The 20,810-nt window shown below is 67.6% G+C and carries 5 protein-coding genes; 2 read left to right on the top strand and 3 right to left on the bottom strand.

Annotated features, from left to right (window positions below; translation table 11 throughout):
* The first annotated feature begins 54 nt into the window (after positions 1-54).
* Together ERC79_RS01575 and ERC79_RS01570 are read left to right on the top strand one after the other, a co-directional pair.
* Positions 55-16,458, top strand: coding sequence for a non-ribosomal peptide synthetase (locus ERC79_RS01575; RefSeq protein ID WP_131575137.1), 16,404 nt, complete (start codon positions 55-57; stop codon positions 16,456-16,458).
* A 129-nt stretch (positions 16,459-16,587) separates the two neighbouring features.
* Positions 16,588-17,337, top strand: a complete 750-nt coding sequence (locus tag ERC79_RS01570) for a Mut7-C RNAse domain-containing protein (protein WP_131575135.1) — start codon at positions 16,588-16,590, stop codon at positions 17,335-17,337.
* A 51-nt stretch (positions 17,338-17,388) separates the two neighbouring features.
* Here ERC79_RS01570 and ERC79_RS01565 read toward each other — a convergent pair whose 3' ends face one another.
* Genes ERC79_RS01565 through ERC79_RS01555 form a run of 3 tightly spaced genes read right to left on the bottom strand, consistent with a single transcriptional unit; the run spans position 17,389 to position 20,807 of the window.
* Positions 17,389-18,519 (bottom strand): lipase family protein, encoded by a 1,131-nt coding sequence (locus ERC79_RS01565; protein ID WP_131575134.1) that lies wholly within the window; start codon positions 18,517-18,519, stop codon positions 17,389-17,391.
* A 12-nt stretch (positions 18,520-18,531) separates the two neighbouring features.
* Positions 18,532-20,436, bottom strand: a complete 1,905-nt coding sequence (locus tag ERC79_RS01560; RefSeq protein WP_131575132.1) for an alkyl sulfatase dimerization domain-containing protein — start codon at positions 20,434-20,436, stop codon at positions 18,532-18,534.
* 50 nt (positions 20,437-20,486) lie between these two features.
* A complete protein-coding gene (locus ERC79_RS01555) occupies positions 20,487-20,807 on the bottom strand; it encodes an SHOCT domain-containing protein (protein WP_131575130.1) in 321 nt (106 codons plus the stop codon).
* Positions 20,808-20,810: the final 3 nt, after the last annotated feature.

Raw genomic sequence — 20,810 nt, 5'->3', positions numbered from 1 at the left:
CGGGCACTCAGCCCGTGTGTCGGACTCTCGGGTCCGTACGCCGCGACCATTCTCATGGAGCTCCCTTACCGAGCCGATGCAGCGTCCGGTTCCACGGACGCAGTTCCTCTCTGGTCCGCTACCGGGCAGGCCCTGCAGCCGATGCCGCTCACGCCGGCGCAAACCGGCCAGTGGCTCGCGCAGCATCTCGACCCCGATGTGCCGCTGTCGGTGGCGCAGTACATCGACATCCGGGATTCGCAGGGCCGAAAGCGCCTTGACGCCGCACTTCTCTCCCGGGTAATTGCCGACGCTGCCCGGGAATTCGGTTCGGGTCTTGTTCGTCTGGTTCTGATCGATTCGCAGCCGTATCAGGTTGTCGATCCAGATGTCGACATCAGCACGCAAATGCTCGACTTCCGCGGTGCGGCCGATCCCGAGGCGGCGGCGCGGGAATGGATGCGCCGCGATGTCGGCGCGCCGATCGACCTACTGCAGGACCGGCTGGCGGTGTCCGCGCTGATTCGGATCGCCGATGATCGGCACTTCTGGTACACCCGCACCCACCACATCGTGCTCGACGGTGTCGGCGCCGCAAGCATGCTGTACCGGGTGGCCGATCTCTACAACGCTGCCGTCGAGGGCAGGCAGCCGCCGCCGAGTATCGCGAGCGACCTGGCGGTCGTCCACGGTGTAGAGGCGGACTACGTCGGTTCGACTCGATGGCGGTCCGATCGGGAGTACTGGATCGAACGAACGGTTGGTATGCCCGAACGCAGCAGTCTGGCAGAGCGTTCGGCCCCGGCGTGCGTGCACAGCCGCGACGTCGGCGGCGAACTCGATTCGGAAACGACAGCCGCGCTGGCCGCGGCCCAGGACCGCTACGGTGTCAGCGTCGCGGCCCTGGTCGCGGCGGCGATCGTCGCCTATACTGCGCGACACACGGGTGCCGAGGACATCGTTCTCAGCCTGCCGGTGTCCTCGCGGACCACTGCGGTGCTGCGCCGATCCGGCGGAACGCTTGCCAACGTGGTTCCCATCCGAGTCGATGTCGGTACCCGAACCACGGTTGCCGAACTGGTGGCGGATGTCGCCCGCGCACTGTCCGGCGCGTTGCGACACCAGCGTTACCGGCACGAGGACCTGCGCCGCGAGCGCCGACAGCAGGGGTACGGCCGAGGATTCTCCGGTCCGCTGCTCAACCTCATGCTCTTTCCCGCCGAGCTGCGTCTGGGTGACACGCAGACGTCCCTCGAGGTGCTCTCGTCGGGTCCGATCGAGGACGTCCTCTTCAACGTCTACCAATACGGCGGTTCCGGACCGATCCGGTTGGACGTCAAGGCCAATCCACAGTTGTACGACGCGGTGACCCTCCGGATGCACCACGATCGATTCATCCGGTTGTTCGGCGGACTCCTGGTTGCCGCCCCCGGCACTCCGGTCGGCGACCTCCCGACGGTCGACGCGGCCGCGTTGCACGCGCAGCTCGACGGATGGTCCACGCCGGGATCTGCCGCGACGGATGCGACGCTTCCTGATCTGGTTGTGCGGCAGGCAATGTCGAATCCCGGCAAACCCGCAGTGGTGTTTCGCGATCGCATGCTCACCTACGGGGAGCTGGCGGAACGCGCGAACCGGCTGGCACGGCGGCTGATCGCGTTGGGGGCAGGTCCCGAACGGCCGGTCGCAGTCTTGATGGACCGATCGGCCGAACTGATAGTCGCGCTGCTCGCGGTCGTCAACGCCGGTGGTGCGTACGTCCCGATCGATACGAGCACACCGCAGGTGCGCCGGGCCTATGTACTTGCCGACGCACGGGCGGCGTGCGTGCTGACTACCGCCTCGGTTGCCGCCGAGATCCGTGATGACGCCACAAACGTGGATGCCCCGCTCGTCGTGCTCGAAGCCGACACCGGGGACGACCTTGCCACTGTCCCGGTGTCGGACACCGAACGCGCACAGCCGCTGCATCCGGACTGCCTTGCGTACACGATCTACACGTCTGGTTCGACGGGCCGACCCAAGGGCGTGCAAGTAAGCCACCGCGCCGCTGTCGCACTGCTCACCAATGCGGGAACTGCATTCGGAATCACGGACACCGATGTGTGGACGATGTTCCATTCCTTTGCATTCGACTTCTCGGTGTGGGAGATCTGGGGGCCGCTGACATCGGGCGGGACGGTGGTGGTGGTCGACCAGGACACCGTCCGCGCGCCAGAGGCGTTCGTCGAGCTGTTGCGCCGCGAGCAGGTGAGTGTGCTCAACCAGACACCGGCCGCATTTGTCCAGACCTTCGATTCCGAGCGCGCCGTCGCGCTACCGCCAGTGAACCTGCGTCGTGTTTTCGTCGGCGGTGACGAATTCGATCAGCGCCGTCTGCTGTCGTGGTTCGACCGGCACCAGGCCGACGGCACCCGGCTGTCCAGTGTCTACGGAATCACCGAGACGACAGTGTTCCTCACGCACATGACGATGACGCCGGAGCTCGCATCGTCGGGTGCAGGCAATCTCGTCGGCCGCGGGCTACCGGGTGTACGGCTCTACCTGTTGGATCGGCGGCTCGCACGGGTCCCGGTCGGGGTGGTAGGCGAAATCTACGCGGGCGGTCCGCAGGTGGCGCGCGGATACGGCGGACGGCCCGGTCTGACGTCGGAGCGGTTCATCGCGGATCCATTCGGCGACGACGGCTCCCGCATGTACCGTTCGGGCGATCTGGCTCGATGGAACACAGATGGACAGCTGGAATTCTTGGGCCGCAGTGACTTTCAAGTCCAGGTCCGCGGCTTTCGGGTGGAACCCGGCGAGATCGAGGTGGCCCTTGTCGAGTGCCCGGGTGTCGCACAGGCGGCCGTGGTGCCGCATCGGGGCGCGGATGGCGACCCCGTCCGGCTGATCGCGTACGTGGTGGCCGAACCCGGCGCGAAGCTCGACCCGGCCGTAGTGCGGGAAGCCGCCCGGGCGCTCCTGGCGCCGTACATGGTGCCGGCGGCGGTGATGGTGGTGGACACCCTGCCGTTGACGGTGAACGGCAAACTGGATCGGAAAGCTTTGCCGGAGCCGGATTTCGGCGCTCTCGCCGGTGGAGGGCGTGCCCCGGCAGGTGCTGTGGAGGAGGCGCTCGCCGGGCTGTTCGCCCAGGTGCTCGGCGTGGACTCGGTGAGTGCCGACGATTCCTTCTTCGGACTGGGCGGCGACTCGATCATGGCGATCCAATTGGTGTCGCGGGCCCGGGAGGCGGGGTTGGTGCTGACCCCGCACGACGTTTTCGAGCGAGTTTCGGTGGCCGGACTGGCTTCGGTGGCGGCCGCGCCGTCGGACGGCGCGGCCCCGCTCGAGGAGTTGCCCGGCGCCGGCGTCGGCCTGGTCACGGCGACGCCGATCGTGCGATGGCTCGTCGCCCGCGGTGGTTCGTGGTCGCGTCTGGCTCAGTCGGTGTGTGTACAGCTTCCGGTGGGGATCCGGTCGGAAGATCTCGAGGGCGCAGCGCAGGCCGTCCTCGATCACCACGACATGCTCCGTGCACGGATCGTCGCCGACGATGCCGGCGTGTGGTTCGACGTGCCGCCTTCTGGTGCCGTTCGGGCATCGGAAGTGCTGCGCCGTAGCGAGATCGACGATGATCCGGGAAGCTCGGAGTTTCGCACGGGCGTGGCCGCGGAACGGAATGCGGCGGTCGGTCGGCTCGACCCTGCGGCGGGCGTCATGGTGCAGCTGGTGTGGTGTGATGCCGGTCCGGAGCGGGCCGGGCGGCTCGTCGTCTCGATCCACCACCTCGTGGTAGACGGGGTGTCGTGGCGGATACTGCTGCCAGATCTGGCGTCGGCGTGGCAGCAGCTGCGGGCCGGTGCCGTACCAAGGCTGCCTGAGGTAGCCACCTCGATGCGCACGTGGGCGCACGCACTGACCGATCTGGCCCGCGCCCGCGAGAGCGAGGTCGACTACTGGCGTGGTCTTCTCGCCGAGGCGGAGCCGATCCTGGGACGGCGTCCTCTGGACCCCGCAGTCGACGTTGCGGCGACGGCGGAGGAGGTGTTCGTCGACCTGCCTGCCGATATCAGCGAGGCGATTTCGACGGTGGTGCCGGAATCGGTACACGGCAACGTGAACGACGCGGTGATGACGGGTCTGGCGCTGGCGGTTGCTCGGTGGCGGCGTGGCACAGCAGCCCCGATCATACTGTTCTCCCTCGAAGCCCACGGGCGAGAGGATCAGGTGATCGCGGGCGCGGACCTGAGCCGGACCGTCGGCTGGTTCACCACGACTCATCCGGTGCGAATCGACCTGGCGCGCATCGATATCGAGGCGGCCTTCGCTTCCGGCCCACAAGCGGTGGACGCGCTCAAGGCGGTCAAGGAGCAGCTACGGGAGGCGCCCGATCACGGCATCGGCTATGGGATGCTGCGCTACCTGTCCGACGAGTCCGCGGACGCGCTCCGGGGACTGTCCGACCCGCAGATCAGCGTCAATTACCTGGGGCGCATTGCCGTCGCACCGCACGGAACCGGCGGAGACTGGATGCCGCTCGATGACCTCGGTGACCTCGGCGGCACCGTTGACCCACAGCTGCCGCTGACCGCGGCGCTGGACATCAACCTCATCACCCTCGACACCGGGGACGGTCCCCGGTTGCGGGCGAGTTTTGCGTTCCCGACCGGGATTATCGACGCCTCCGCGGTGGAGGATCTCGCGCAACTCTGGTCGGCTGCGTGCGCCGCCTTGGTGACCGCCACCGGGCAGCCTGGGGCCGGCGGGCTGACGCCGTCGGATCTGCCGCTGGTCGAGCTCGATCAGGACACCGTCGATCGGCTCGAGGCGACGCTGCCAGATCTCGACGACGTGTGGCCGCTCTCACCGTTGCAGGCCGGCCTGCTTTTCCAGACGGAGATGGCCGGTGACACCGCCGATCCCTACATGGTGCAGCTCGAACTCGTACTGTCGGGCGCAGTGGATGCGGACCGGATGCGGAGGGCGGTGCAGGCGCTGCTCGACAGGCACGCGATCCTGCGGGCGTGCTTCGTCACCGGACCCGACGGCGACCCGCTGCAATTGGTGCCCGCTCACGTCGAATTGCCTTGGGCGAGCAGCATCGACGACCCGGAAGGCCCGGAAGGCCCGGAAGGCGCGGACGCTGTGTTCGCCGCGGACGCTGTCCGACGTTTCGACATGGGCAGGGCGCCGCTGTGGCGCGCACGGTTGATCCGCACCGGTAGCGACAGCCACCGCCTGGTCCTGACCTATCACCACATCCTGCTCGACGGCTGGTCGGTGCCGTTGCTGGTCCGTGAGCTACTCGGGCTCTATGTCGGGGACGGCGCCGCCGACATCGCGGTTGCGCCATCATTCCGGGACTATCTCGCCTGGCTCGGCGAAACGGATCTTGCGGCGTCGACCGCACGGTGGGTCGATGCCCTTGCCGGGCTCGACGATCCGACACTGCTGGCGCCGCTCGACCGCGGCCGTCAGCTGCCGACGGTCCCGAGGCCGGAGCGGCTCACGCTCACACAGGAGCAGACGTCGGCGCTCGCGGCGGTTGCGCGCGACCGCGGCTTCACCCTCAACACGGTCGTCCAGGTGGTGTGGGGCATTGTGCTCGGCTCGCTGATCCGGCGCGACGATGTGGTCTTCGGCGCAATCGTGTCCGGTCGCCCGCCCGCAGTGCGCGGCATCGAGTCGATGATCGGACTGTTCATCAATACGATCCCAGTCCGGGTGACGCTTCGCCCGGGGGAGACATTGAGCGAGCTACTCGCCCGCTGCCAGCGGCGAGCTGCGGAATTGGTCGATCACCAGTACGTCGGACTCGCCGAACTCGAACGGGCGACAGGCTCGGCGTCTTTGTTCGACACCATCACCGTGTTCGAGTCCTACCCGGTCGATCGCGACGGTCTCACCGAAGAAACCGATTTCGGCGGAATGCACGTCATCGATGTCGCGGTGCGCGATGCAACCCACTATCCGTTCGCGCTCGCCGCCACGCTGAACGACGCCCGACTGGAGCTGCGGTTCGACTACGCGCCGGCATTGTTCTCCTCCGAAGCGATCGACGCGATCGCGGATCGGATCCGGCGGGTGCTGTTCGCCGTCACCACCGACGTCGACCAGACTCTTGCGCACGTGCAGCTGCTCTCCGACGACGAATTCGACCGGCTGGCACCGGTTCACGGGCAGTACGGTAGTGCCCGGAGCACCCTCGCCCACATTCTCTCGGAGGCCGCCAGGCTCGATCCGGACGCGCCCGCGCTTTCGTGCGGGCCCCGCACCATCACCTACCGCGAGCTCGACGAACGCTCGAATCAGATGGCCCGGCACCTCATCGCCCACGGCGCCGGGCCGGAGGGCATCGTCGCACTCGGACTGACCCGGTCCATCGAGTTCGTCGAGGCGGTGTGGGCAGTGGCGAAGTCCGGCGCCGCGTTCGTGCCGGTCGATCCGACTTACCCCGCCGAGCGGATCGAACACATGTTGTCCGACTCGGGCGCGAGCGTCGGACTGACGGTCCGCGGGCGCCGCGGCAGTCTGTCGGACTCGGTCACATGGCATGTCCTCGACACCGACGGCTACCTCGACAGTGTCGCGGAATATCCGGCGTATCCCGTTGCGGACATCGAGCGGACGGCGCCCCTGCGGATCGACAACCCGGCGTATCTGATCTACACATCCGGATCGACGGGTGTGCCGAAGGGGGTTGTTCTGACCCACCGAGGCCTTGCCAACCTCGTGATACAGGAACGGGAGAGTCTCACCGTCACGGCCGCCTCGCGGGTTTCTCAGTTCACCTCGCCGAGTTTCGATGCGTCGGTCTTCGAGCTGCTGATGGCTTTCGGATCCGGCGCGCACCTGGTGATCGCACCGCCGGAGGTCTATGGCGGGCAGGCACTTTCCCGCCAGCTCGCCCAGGAGGGTGAGACGCACGCCTTCTTCACCCCGAGTGTCCTCGGCTCGATCGACCCGGATGGTCTGGACGCGTTGCGCTCGCTCGCGGTGGCGGGCGAGCCGTGCCCGCCTGAACTGGTCGGACGCTGGGCCCCCGATCGCAACATGTTCAACGCCTACGGCCCCACCGAGGTCACGATCATGTCCAACATCGCCGGCCCGCTCGGCCCCGACGACCCGGTGACCATCGGTGGGCCCACACTCGGCTTCGTCGAGCTCGTGCTCGACGCCCGCCTGCAGCCAGTTCCGGTGGGTGTGCCGGGCGAGTTGTATCTCGGTGGACCCGCGATCGCCCGTGGCTACCATCGCCGTCCGGGGCTGACCGCCGAGAGATTCGTCGCCAGTCCGTTCGTGATTGCCACGGACGATCCCACCCTTGAGGACGAGGGCACCCTGCCCGGCGATCGGCTCTACCGCACCGGCGACATCGTTCGCTGGCTCGAGGATCTGACGCTCGAATACCTCGGACGCAGCGACCAGCAGGTCAAGGTTCGCGGCTTCCGCATCGAGCTCGGTGAGGTCGATGCGGCGCTGACCGACCACCCCGGAGTGCAGTTCGCGGCGACACTGGGCCGGACCGCACCGTCCGGGGACACCGTCCTCGTCTCGTATGTCCGGTCCGGCGACGTGCCCGCAGTGGACCCCGGTGAACTGATGCGCCATGTAGCCGCCCGGCTGCCCGCGCACATGGTCCCGGCGCTGATCGTGCCGATCGGGGAAGTACCGCTGACTCCGGCCGGAAAACTCGACCAGAAAGCGCTGCCCGCTCCGGACTTCCCGCGGCTCGTGGACTCGACCGCGACGGCCACGCTCACTCCGGTCGAGTCGATCGTCGCGGAACACCTGCGCGCGGTCCTCGGTCTGGAACAGATCGGGCCCGACGACAGTTTCTTCGATCTCGGCGGCAACTCGCTGATGGCGACCCGGGTGGTCCGGCGACTGGGTGCGGCGCTCGACGCCGAGCTCGACGTCCGGGCCATCTTCGAGGCGCCCACCGTTCGCGGACTGGCCAGACGGGTCGCGCGCGCAGACGTCGAGCACCGCCCGCGGCTGCGCCCGTATCCGCACCCCGGCGCGGTCCCGCTGTCGTCGGCGCAGCTGCGGATGTGGTCGATCAACCAGCTCGACACCGCCTCGCCCGCATACAACATCTCGATGGTCGTGCGACTGCGCGGCCGCCTCGACGCGAACGCGCTGTGTGCGGCGGTCCGCGATGTCACCGAACGCCACCACAGTCTGCGCACGATGTATCCGGTCCTGGACGGCGAGCCGGTGCAGCGGGTCGTCGATATGGAAGCTATCCCGGGGCCGACGGCCCGCAACCTCGGCGACGAGGACCTCGAGCAGCACGTCGTCGGGTTCGCGTCGGACGGGTTCGACGTCACCCGGGAGGTGCCGCTTCGGGCGGAACTGCTGAAGGTCTCGGACCTCGACCATGTTCTGGTGGTGGTGGCCCACCACATCTGTGCCGATGGGTTCTCGATGACCCCGCTGAGCCGGGACGTGATGGCGGCCTACGCGTCCCGCGTCCGTGGCCGCGCCCCGGAGTGGGCGGAGCTGCCGGTGCAGTATGCGGATTTTGCGCTGTGGCAGCGGGATCTGCTGGGGTCACCGGACGACCCGACCTCGCTGTACAGCAGTCAGCTCGGCTACTGGAAGAATGCGCTCGCGGGGGCGCCGGAACTGCTGACGCTGCCGACCGACCGCCCGCGCCCAGGACACCAGTCGTTGCGTGGTGGGCGCGTGGGCGTCGACCTCGACGCCGAGTTGCACCTCGCCCTCACAGAATTGGCACGCCGACACAACTCTACGATGTTCATGCTGGTTCACGCCGCGCTGGCGGTGCTGCTCGCACGGCTGTCCGGTACGGACGACATCGTGGTCGGCACTCCGATCGCCGGCCGCGGCGAGGCGGGTCTCGACGAGGTCGTCGGCATGTTCGTCGGAACCCTCGTGCTGCGCACCCGAATCGGTTCCGACATCGGTTTCGACGACATCCTCGACCATGTTCGAGAGGTTGACCTCGGAGCCTTCGGACATACGGATCTGCCGTTCGAACGACTCGTCGACGAGCTGGCGCCGGAGCGGTCCACATCGTATGCGCCGCTGTTCCAGGTGCTCGTCGAGTACCGCACCGATATGTCGGCCTACCTCCACCTGCCGGGACTCGCGGTCGAACCCGTCGAACACGATCTCGGTGTTTCGAAATTCGATCTGCAACTGAGCATCTCGGAGACACGCGACGGCGCGGCGCCCACTGGGATGCGGCTCGAGTTCACGTATGCGACGGACCTGTGGGACGGTGCGACGGTGCAGTCGTTCGCGGACAGGCTGCACCGGATCCTCGCCGCTGCGGTCGCCGATCCGGCCGGGGCGGTCGGTGACATCGAGCTCCTCGGTGCGGATGAACGGCGGGTGCTCGCGTCCTGGAACGCCGACGGCACGCCGGTTCCCGACCTGACTCTCGCGGAGGTGTTCGACTGGACGGCTGCCGCGCATCCCGGCTCCTCGGCACTGGTCTCCGGCGGTCACCGGATGACGTACGCCGAACTGGCAGCCTCGTCGAATCGGCTCGCACGCTTGCTGATTGCACACGGTGTGGGGCCAGAATCGGTGGTGGCACTGGTCCTGCCGCTCTCCGTCGATACGATCGTCGCGACGCTCGCGGTCCTGACCGCTGGGGCTGCATACCTCCCGATCGATCCAGGGTCGCCGTCCGACCGGATCGCCCTCGTCCTGGAGGACGCCGCACCGACGTGTGTGTTGTCTGTCGAGGCCGTGTCGGGGGTGCTGGGGCCGGTCAGTGCGCCGATTGTCGAGCTCGACGCGGCCACGACCCGATGCCGGCTCGCCGAGTTGCGGCCCGAACCGGTGCCGGACGCCGAGAGGACGGGTCCACTGCGTCCGGATAACGCCGCGTATGTGATCTACACGTCGGGATCCACAGGACGACCGAAGGGCGTGCAGGTGTGTCACCGCAGCGCGGTGGCACTGCTGACGAACGTGCGGACACTGTTCGAGTTCGACCTCGAAGATGTGTGGACGATGTTCCACTCGTACGCCTTCGACGTGTCGGTGTGGGAGATGTGGGGTGCGCTCGCGTCCGGGGCGACGCTGGTGCTGGTGGATCCGTCGATCGCGCGTTCGCCGGCGGACTTCGTCGATCTGCTCCGGCGAGAACGGGTCACGGTTCTCAACCAGACACCGGGTGCGTTCTATCAGGTGATCGAGTGCGGCGCGGTCGCGGACCTGCCGTTGCGGTACGTGTTCGTCGGTGGCGAAGAACTCGCGCTCGAGCAGGTTGCCCGCTGGTACGACCGCCGTCCTCCCGGCGCGGACACGGTGGTGGAGATGTACGGCGTCACCGAGGCCACGGTGGTCGACACCACCGCGCCTCTCGTTCGAGGCGATCTCGCTGACGTTCCCCCCGGTGTCATCGGCCGCGGTGCCCCGGGCGTCGGCGTCTATGTGCTGGACCGCCGGCTGCACCCCGTGCCGCGGGGCGTTGTCGGCGATCTGTACATCTCGGGCGATCAGATTGCGCGGGGATACTCCGGTCGACCCGGGCCCACTGCGGCGCGGTTCGTGGCCCATCCGCTGGCGACCGACGGTCGGCGCATGTACCGCACCGGCGACCTTGCACGCTGGACGAGTGGTGGTCGCCTGGAGTTCCTGGGGCGCAGTGACTTCCAAGTACAGGTACGCGGGTTCCGGGTTGAGCTCGGTGAGATCGAATCGGGACTGCTGCAGACCGTTGGCGTCGCCCGGGCCGTTGTCGTCGCGCAGCGCGGCGATTCGGGGAGCGGTGACCGCCTGATCGGGTACGTCGTACCGGCGACCGGGTTCGAGCTCGACCCCGTCGAGGTCCGTGACGACGTGTCCGGCCGCCTGGCGCCGTACATGGTTCCTGCAGCAGTTGTCGTGCTGGACGACCTTCCGCTGACGGTGAACGGCAAGGTGGATCGGAAAGCGCTGCCCGAACCCGATTTCGGTGCCTTCACGGGAGTAGGGAGGGCCCCGTTCGGTCCTGTCGAGGAGGTGCTGGCCCGGCTGTTCACCAGGGTGCTCGGTGTTTCGTCGGTGAGCGCGGACGATTCGTTCTTCGCCCTCGGCGGCGACTCGATCATGGCGATTCAGCTGGTGTCCCGGGCGCGCGAGGAAGGCATCGTCTTCGCGCCGCAGGACGTGTTCGAGCGGGGCACTGTGGCGGGTCTCGCTGCGGCAGCACAGACCCGGTCCGGCGGCACCACCCCGGTCCTCGAGGAGATCCCCGGCGGCGGGCTCGGGAGAGTCGAGCCGACCCCGATCGTGCGGTGGCTCCTCGAGCGTGGCGCCGAGTGGCGGCACTTCTCGCAGTCGGTGACCGCGACGGTTCCTCCGGGTGTGACGGCGGACGAGATGACCAGGGCGTTGCAGGCCGTGCTCGACCATCACGACATGCTGCGGGCGCGGTGCACCGGAACCGACGTGGACGTCGTCGTCGAGGTAGGCGCGCCGGGCACCGTCGAGGCCGCGCAGTGCCTGCGGCGCGTCGGCGACGGTGAAGCGGACGTCCGTGCTGCTGCCAGTCGGCTCGATCCCTGGACCGGGTCGATGGTGCAGGTGGACTGGGACGTGGGCGGCCCGGAGAGGCCCGGTCGGATGACGGTGGCTATCCACCACCTCGCCGTCGACGGGGTGTCCTGGCGGATCCTGCTGTCCGATCTGGTATCCGCACTCGACCAGGTGCGTGCCGGCGGCGCGCCACAGTTGCCGCCGGTGGGAACCTCGATGCGTACGTGGGCGCACGGCCTGGTCGCGGCTGCGCGCGATCCCGACCGGGTTGCGGAGACGAGCCGGTGGGTCGATGTCCTCGCGCACGAGGATCCGGTGCTGGGCGTCCACCGGTTCGACCCCGGCCGGGACTCGAGCGGCGGCGTGCTGGACGTGGACGTCCAGCCCTCGATCACGCGAATGCTCCTGAACCGGCTTCCCGAGACATACCGGGCCACCGTGGCTGACGCCGTCGCGTGTGGGCTCGTGATGGCGCTGGCGCGCTGGCCCCACTGGGGTGGCGGATGCGACTCGGCGACCGTCACCGTAGAGAGCCACGGGCGGGAGGACCGAGTATTGCCCGGAGCAGATCTGGCTCACACCGTCGGCTGGTTCACCACCGCATACCCGGTTCGCCTGGATCTGGACGGAATTGACATCGGCGACGCGTTTGCGGCCGGTCCCGCCGCCGAGCGGGCACTCGGGACGGTCAGGGAACAGCTGCGAGCCGCCCCCGACCACGGAATTGGATACGGGATGTTGCGCTATCTCAATCCCGATACCTCCCCGATTCTCGCGGGCTACGACGATCCGCAGGTCGCCGTCAACTACCTCGGGCGGGTGTCCCCGGACCTGGATCCAGAGCAGGGATGGGATGTCGAGGTCGGCGCCTCTTCCGATCTCGGCGCCGGGCCGATCCCGTGCGCCCTCGCGCTGGACGTCATCCTGTTCGATGCGCCCGGCGGGCCACTGCTGCGGGGCACCGTTCGTTACGCATCCGGGATTCTCGATGCAGATGGTGCCGCAGAGTTCGCAGGCCTCTGGGTGGAGGCACTCGGTGCGTTGAGCCGGCGTCTGGCTCGGCCCGACGCCGGCCGCCTCACCCCGTCCGGCGTCGATGTGGCACGAGTGAGCCGTGCTGAGCTCGAGCGGTGGGTGGGCGCACATCCTGGACTTGTCGAGGTATGGCCGCTGGCGCCGCTACAGCAGGGTCTGCTCTTCCACGCCCTGCTCGCCCAGGAAGGTACCGATGCGTATCAGGTGCAACTCGTGCTCGATCTCGATGGCGATCTCGACGAGGAGCGGATGGCCGCCGCGGCGCAGGCGCTGATGGACCGTCACGCGAGCCTGCGCACGGTCTTCGACAATCGGGACGACGGCTCGGCGGTGCAATTGGTGCTGGCACACGTTCCGGTCGATTGGGCAGCAATCGAATCGGTGGACTGTGACGCGTTGATTGCACGGGAACAGCAGGCGCACTTCGACATGCGGTCGACCCCACTGATCCGATTCCGGTTGCTCGATGTGGGCGGCGGCCGGCACCGGCTGGTGATCACCAATCACCACATCGTCCTCGACGGCTGGTCGATGCCGCTGCTCGTGGCCGATCTGTTCGAACTCTATGCCGCCGGAGGGCAGCCGCTGGACCGGACGGCCCCGAACTACCGGGACTATCTGACGTGGCTGTCGTCGAGGGAAACCGCCGCGGCCGAGCGGGCCTGGGCGTCCGCCTTGTCGGGGCTCTCCGGTCCGACGCTCGTGGCGGGGCAGTCGTCGGGTCGGCAGACAACGGCGAGCGCGAACGTGGCCGTGCCCATGGACGAGGCGACGGCCGACGCGTTGGCGCACTCGGCCGAGCGGCTCGGCGTCACCGTCAACACCGCGCTACAGGGGGCTTGGGGAATTCTGCTCGGCGAAATGACCGCGAGTACAGATGTCGTGTTCGGGACCACCGTAGCCGGGCGTCCCCCCGAGATCGACGGCGTCGAGGCGATGGTCGGACTGTTCATCAACACGATTCCGGTCCGGGTCCAGCTCGATCCGAACGAGACAGTAGGGGAACTACTTTCACGATTGCAGGCCGAACGGGCCGCGCTGATGGCCCACGAGTACCTCGGTCTCACGGACATTGCGCGGGCCGGCGGATTCGGGGTCCTGTTCGACACCGCGATGGTCGTCGAGTCGTATCCGATGGACGCGAGCGCGCTGGCCCGGCTCACCGAACGCTCGGGTCTGCGGGTCACCGGCATCAGCGGTACCGATTCGACACATTATCCGCTGTCTCTGATGGCGTTCGACGACGGTGTTCTGCACGTCCGATTGCGGTATTCACCTGAAGTCATCGAACCAGCTGATGCGGTCGACGTGGCCCAGCGACTGCGGCGCGTCCTCGAGTACATCGCGCACCGGCCGGCAACTGGCGTCGGACGTATCGACCTGCTCGGTGACGCTCGCAGTCGTGAGCTGGTCCAGGTCGCCGACTCGTCCTCGGTCGAGCCGCGCACATGGGCGCAGTTGCTCACGGAGGGTGCCGCTTTCGATCCGGATGCGATTGCGCTGCGGTGGCGCGGCGCAGATGTTTCCTACCGTGAGCTCGACGAGCGGTCGAACCGGTTGGCGCGGGCCCTGATCGGCCGCGGGGTCGGCCCGGAGGACTTCGTGCCTGTCGCGGTGCCACGGTCGGCCGAATCGGTTGTGGCGATGTGGGCGGTCGCCAAGAGCGGTGCGGCCCCGGTGCCGATCGATCCGAAGCTGCCGGCGCAGCGGATCGCGTACATGCTCGCAGATTGCGATGCCAGCGTCGGTCTCACCGCAACCCGCGACCACCCGCTGCCCGGCAGCCTTGATTGGCTGGCGATCTCCGGGATGGATCTCGGCCGTTGGTCCGGACGGGCAATCGGTGACGAGGAGCGCACCCACCCGATCCGGACGACGGATCCGGCCTATCTGATCTACACGTCGGGTTCGACGGGTGCGCCCAAGGGCGTCGTGGTCACCCATACCGGGCTGGCATACCTGACCGCGGCGCAGGTGGACCACCAGCGGGTGACATCGGAATCTCGCGTCCTGCACGTGTGTTCGCCGAGTTTCGATGTCTCGATCCTCGAGCTGATGCTCGCGGTCGGTGCGGGTGCAACGCTCGTGGTCGCGCCGCCCGAGGTGTACGCAGGCGCCGAGCTTGCCGCTTACGCCGAGGCTGAACGGGTCACCCATCTGCTCGTCACTCCCGCGGTCCTCGGAACCCTCGAACCGGGCTCCGTGCCCGATATCGAGGTGATCGAGGTAGGTGGTGAGCTGTTCGGCTCGGATCTGGTGGAGACCTGGTCGCGTCACAGCCGAGTCCTCAACGCGTACGGGCCGACGGAGTGCACGGTGTGCGTGACCACCAGCGACACCCTCGCATCAGGCGCACCGATCACTCTGGGCGGGCCGCTCCCACGCTCGGGAGTCGGTGCCGTGGTGCTGGACTGCTGGCTTCGCCCTGTCCCGGCCGGCAGTGAGGGCGAGTTGTATCTGTTCGGTCCGTGCCTCGCCCGCGGCTACCGCGGCCAGCCGATGCTGACGGCCGACCGATTCGTGGCCAACCCGTACGGACCGGCCGGATCCCGAATGTACCGGACCGGCGACCTGGTGCGCCGCGGCGATCCAGGGCTGCAGTATGTGGGGCGCACCGATTTTCAGATCAAGATTCGCGGTCTGCGTATCGAGATCGGGGATGTCGATGCGGCGCTGGCCGCACACCCGGACGTCGAATTCTCTGCGTCCCTCGGACACACGGCGGCCAATGGGGAGACGGCCCTGGTTTCGTACGTGCGCCTCGCTCCGGACAGCGTCGCCGATGCCGCCGCAATCAAGAAGTTCGCTGCCACCTCATTGCCCGCGTACATGGTTCCATCCGCGGTCACTGTGCTCGACGAGGTTCCGATGAACTCCAACGGCAAGCTCGACCGCGCCGCTCTGCCCGACCCGGTGTTCACGACGGGGGAGTACCGGCCGCCCGAGACGGACGCCGAGAGGGTGCTCACGGAGGTGTTTGCCGACGTTCTCGGCGCCGAACACGTAGGCGCGGACGACAGCTTCTTCGAGCTCGGCGGCAATTCGCTGAGCGCGGTGCGCGTGGTCGCGGAGGTGCAGTCGCGGGTGGGGAGGGCGTTGCCGATGCAGTGGATCTTCAGTGATCCCACTCCGGCGTTGATAGCCCGCCGGATCGAGACGGGAACCCTCGCAGATCAGTCGATGCAGGCGCTGCTGCGGATGCGTTCCGGTGACGGCGGCTCTCCGCTGATCTGTGTGCATCCGGCGATCGGGCTGGCATGGTGTTACACGGGTCTGCTGCAGTACCTCGATGCCCGCCGGCCGGTGTTCGGCCTGCAGTCGCCGGGGTTGGTCGATTCCTGTGTCGTTGCGGCCTCGATGGAAGAGCTGGCCCGCCGGTACGTCGAGCAGATCCGAGAGGTACAGCCGCACGGGCCGTACCACTTGCTCGGGTATTCCGTAGGTGGCGCGATCGCCCACGCGATGGCGGTGCAGTTGCGTGCGCTGGGCGAGGACGTCGGCGCGCTGATCATGCTGGACACCCAGACCGCCGAATCCGTCCCCGACGAGGGCCTGACGCCGACCCTGGGGATGTTGTTCGCCGAGTTCACCGATATCGAGGCACCGATCTCGGACGGCGATCTCACTGCGCAGCGGGCTGCGGACCTGCTCGCTGACGGCGGCGGTCCGTATGCCGGACTCACCGCGGACGATTTGGAGCGGCTGTACGCCGACTACGTGCACACCATCACCCTCGGTCAGGCGTACCGCCCGGAGCGGTTCGACGGAGACCTCGTCTACGTCGCAGCCCTCGACGAGACGTCCGAGCAGCCGCCCGGAACACCATGGGACAGCTACGTTTCGGGCACCGTCCACATCCATCGCGTCGCGCACCGCCACAACCAGCTGACCACTCCCGAGGCGTTCGCGGAGATCGGTCCCATCGTTGCGCGCTATCTCGATAGTGGGACGAGATGAGGTTGCGGCACAAGCGGGGCTGGTGCTTTGATAGGTGACAGCGTCGCGTGCCGATGACGGACTGCGTCACCTCACTGTTCGGGGCGGGGAGCTAGATCAACCGGTGTCGCGGGCGCAAGTTGGACCGGAATGTCGACTGCACAACGATGTGAGTTCCGCTTCTACGAGGAGCTGAACGAGTTTCTGCAGCCCGCACAACGTCAGCACAGCTTCTACCACGACTTCGACGGCACTCCTTCGGTGAAGGACCGGATCGAAGCCCTCGGGGTGCCGCATACCGAGGTCGACCTGATCGTGGTGGACGAGGAGCCCGTCGGATTCGACCACCGGCTCGGCGGCGGCGAGCGGGTGGCGGTGTACCCCGCTTTCCAGTCGCTGGAATTGGCGGGGATTGCGCCGCTGCGCCCGGCGTTGCCGGAACCCCGGTTCGTGCTCGATGTCCACCTCGGTCACCTCGCGCGATACCTCCGTCTACTCGGCTTCGATACGCGCTACCGGAACGAGTGTGACGACGACGAGTTACTCGCATTGTCCCGCAACGAGAATCGAATCCTCCTCACCCGCGATATCGGACTGCTCCGGAGGGCGGCAGTGGTGTATGGCGGGTTCCTCCACGAAACTGACTCCCGGCTGCAACTGCGGGAGGTGCTCGACCGTTTTCGACTACAGAGTCGCATCGCGCCACTGACGCGGTGCGCCCGCTGCAACGGTCTGATCGGGCCCGCAACACCGGCGCTCGCGCGGGGCCGGGTGCCGGGTGGAGTGCTGCGGGAGCGGCGGCGGTTCAGTCGGTGTCACGACTGTGGCCAGGTGTACTGGTCCGGTGGACATCTCCAGCGACTGCGGGCCAGGCTCGCCGAGATCGGCGTGTGGTTCTGACCGGGACCGACTCCGATCCGGGTGCGCCAACGGTGGGCGGCCCGACAGCCGTCACCGAGCGCTGAACAAGCTCCGGACGAAGGACTGGCTCTCGGGCAGCGCCGCCCGCATCGTCTCCAGATGCCCGGTGGGGTAGGTGCGGAACGTGACAGGTTGCCGGTTGGCGGCGAGCTCGGCTGCCAGTTTCAACGCCAGTGGCGCGGGCACCATCTCGTCCGTCAAGCCCTGCCCGAGAAAGACCGGCCGGTCGTATCCGGTGGTCGGAATCTCGAGCATCTGCCGTGCGGCCTCGAGCAGTGCCGGATCGTCCAGCGGCCGGCTGACCAACTCGCCGATCGAGGTGTCGGCGAGCTCCGACTCCATCTGTCCGTAGCACTGCGTTTCGGCCCGCGCCAGGGCATCGTGCCCGCGTGGTGTCAGATAGCTATCGACGTCGAGATCCGGCCGTGCCGCGCGCAGCCCGGCCAGGATGTACGAGACGAACACCGTACTTCCGGTCAGCGGAAGTTGCGGGAATCCTGGGCGTACAAGTGGCGCAAGGTTTTCCAGATTCGATGGAGCTCCGGTTGCCACGGCGCCGCGATAGTCCAGTTCCGGCGCGTAACGCGTCGCGATGGCTGCGGTTGCCATCGCTGCCTGCCCGCCCTGCGACTGCCCGAGTGCGACCCACCGACTCGAAAGTGAGGGTTCCACCGCTCGCGCGGCCCGAACCATGTCGATCACGCTGTGTGCTTCCGACGGTCCGTCCAGATAGGGGTGGATGCCAGGTGTTCCCAGGCCCACGTAGTCGGTCGCAACGATCGCGTACCCCTGCGAGAGCCAGTTCGCGAGATAGGGGCCGCCGATCATGCCGGATCGGGTCGGAGCGCACTGGTCGGCTATGCCGACAGTGCCGTGGGCCCAGGACACCACTGGCCATCCACCGTCGGGCGGATCGCCCGGTGGAACGAACAGTGCGCCGGTGCTCAGGGCGGGACGACCGATCGGACCGGTGGACCAGTAGGTCACTCTTGACCCATCTGCCGCGCCCGGAATCCAGGAGGACTTCGGCAGCGGGCCGACGTCCACGATGGCACCCGGACTGGAAGGCGGCCCGAACGGTTCGGCGTGTGCAGGTACTGCCGCCGTGATCGCGGCGAGGGCCACCGCCAGTGCGGCCCCTCTGACGAGTCGCCGGATCATCACATCACCCGGTCAGGGAGTCACGATCGCGAAGTTCGGGTCGGGCTCGTCGAGGTACCCGGCGAGCTCCGCGAGTTTGGCCATGTCACCCTCCACGGTGATTCGCCCGTCTCCGATCTCCTTACCCAGGTCGGCCCCGCCGAGCAGCACTCCGAGCAGCATCCGACGCGTCAGGGTGAACGTCGCGTCCGGAGCGGACGCGTCACGGACGGTGGCGTCGAGGACGAAGTGCACGAGCAAGCCGTTGTGTAGCTGTGTCCGGTGCACGACGTCCTCGTCTGTGACGTGCCAGTCGATGACGACGTGCGCTCCCCACGACCGGGGCCCGTCTATCCGCAGCGAGATGGCGTCGAACACCTGCTCCACCGACAGTGCGGCCGCAATGTCGGCAGATGCGCTCGCGGTCGGTGTCCCGACGGGACCGTTGCGCAGTTCGAACGCGCCGGTGAGGTAGAAGTTCCGCCAGGTCGCGTTCTCGGCACCGAAGGCGAGTTGTTCGAAGGTGTCGGCTTGCATCGCCTTGGCCTCCGCATTGTCGGGCTCGGCGAAGATCACGTAGTTCACCACCTGCGCGACCCAGCGGAAGTCCCCGTCCGCGAACGACTCCCGGGCCTTCCGGAGTACCGCTTCCGAACCGCCCATGAACTTGACGTGTCGCTTCGCGGACTCCACCGGCGGGTATTCCCACAGGTGTGCGGGGTTGCCGTCGAACCACCCCATGTAGCGCTGGTAGATCGCCTTGACGTTGTGGCTTACCGAGCCGTAGTACCCGTGTGTGTGCCAGGCATTCTTCAGTGCCGGCGGCAGTTCGAACTCCTCTGCGATCTCGATGCCGGTGTGCCCCTGGTTGAGTCGCCGCAGGGTCTGGTCGTGGAGATAGCCGTACAGGTCTCGCTGCAGCGATAGGAACTCAGTGAGCCGCTCGGTGCCCCACGTGGGCCAGTGGTGGGATGCGAACAGGACATCGGACTGCGTCGCGTAGCGGTTGATCGACTCGGTGAGGTATTTCGACCACACGTGCGGGTCGCGGACCAACGCACCACGCAGCGTCAGGAGGTTGTGCAGCGTGTGTGTCGCGTTCTCCGCCATGCACAGCGCCCGCAAATCGGGGAAGTAGAAGTTCATCTCGGCCGGAGCCTCGGTGCCCGGCGTCATCTGGAACTCGATCCGGACCCCGTCGACAACCTCGATCTGGCCTGTCTCGGAGACGTTCACGGTCGGCGTGATGAGTGTCGGCGTCCCCGTCGACGTGGTCTGTCCCAGCCCGGCGCCCACGGCGCCACGCGGACCGCGTGGCAATACGGCGCCGTACATGTATGCGGCGCGTCGGGCCATGGCGGTGCCCGCGAAGATGTTCTCCTCCACCGCGTGTTCGACGAAACCGGCGGGGGCGATGACCGGGCAGTGCCCCGCGGCAACGTCCTCGGCGGTGGTGACGCCCTTGACGCCGCCGAAGTGATCGATGTGGGAATGCGTGTAGATCACGGCAGTGACGGGTCGTTCGCCTCGATGCTCACGATAGAGGGCGAGCCCGGCTGCGGCCGTCTCAGCCGAGATCAGCGGGTCGATCACGATGACGCCGGACTCGCCTTCGACCAGGGTCATATTGGACAGGTCGAGGCCGCGAACCTGGTAGATCCGTTCGTCGACCTTGAACAAGCCCTGCCTGGCGACCAGACCCGACTGTCGCCACAGGCTCGGGTTCACGGTCGGCGGGCAGGGCTCGCTGAGGAAGGAATAGGAGTCGTTGTCCCACACCACAGCCCCATCGGCCGCAGTTACCACGCCGGGGCTCAGCGCGGCGATGAAGCCGCGGTCGGCATCGACCATATCCGTGTCGTCGGCAAACGGGAGCGACTCCGCCGCTTGGGCGTTGGCAGCTTCGATGGCAGGGGTAGCGACCTGGTTGACCGTCATGTGGACGTCCTCTCGTCGGTCTGCCGACACGAATTCGGTTGTCTACTTCCTCAGCTGAGAAGCTGCGCCTTTGCCGCCGCGAACTCCTCGTCGGACAGCACACCCGACTGGTGCAGCTGGCCGAGCTGCTGCAACTTGGACACCAGGTCGTCGCCAGTCGGTGCCGGTGCCGGTGCCGGTGCTGGTGCTGGTGGGACAGGCTGGACAGCGGCAGCCTGCTGATCGGCGTACGCCTGCTGCTCCGCGGCACGCTGCTGCCCACGACGGTTCACGGCGTTGGACGTGGCCTGCGCGGTGCCCGCGATGACAGCGGTACGAGCGACGGTGCCGAGCAATCCGGGGCGACCCCTGCGGCCGGCTCGAAATACCATGTG

The sequence above is a fragment of the Rhodococcus sp. ABRD24 genome (genome assembly GCF_004328705.1).
Taxonomy (GTDB): domain Bacteria; phylum Actinomycetota; class Actinomycetes; order Mycobacteriales; family Mycobacteriaceae; genus Prescottella.
This window is presented reverse-complemented; position numbering and strand designations above follow the sequence as displayed.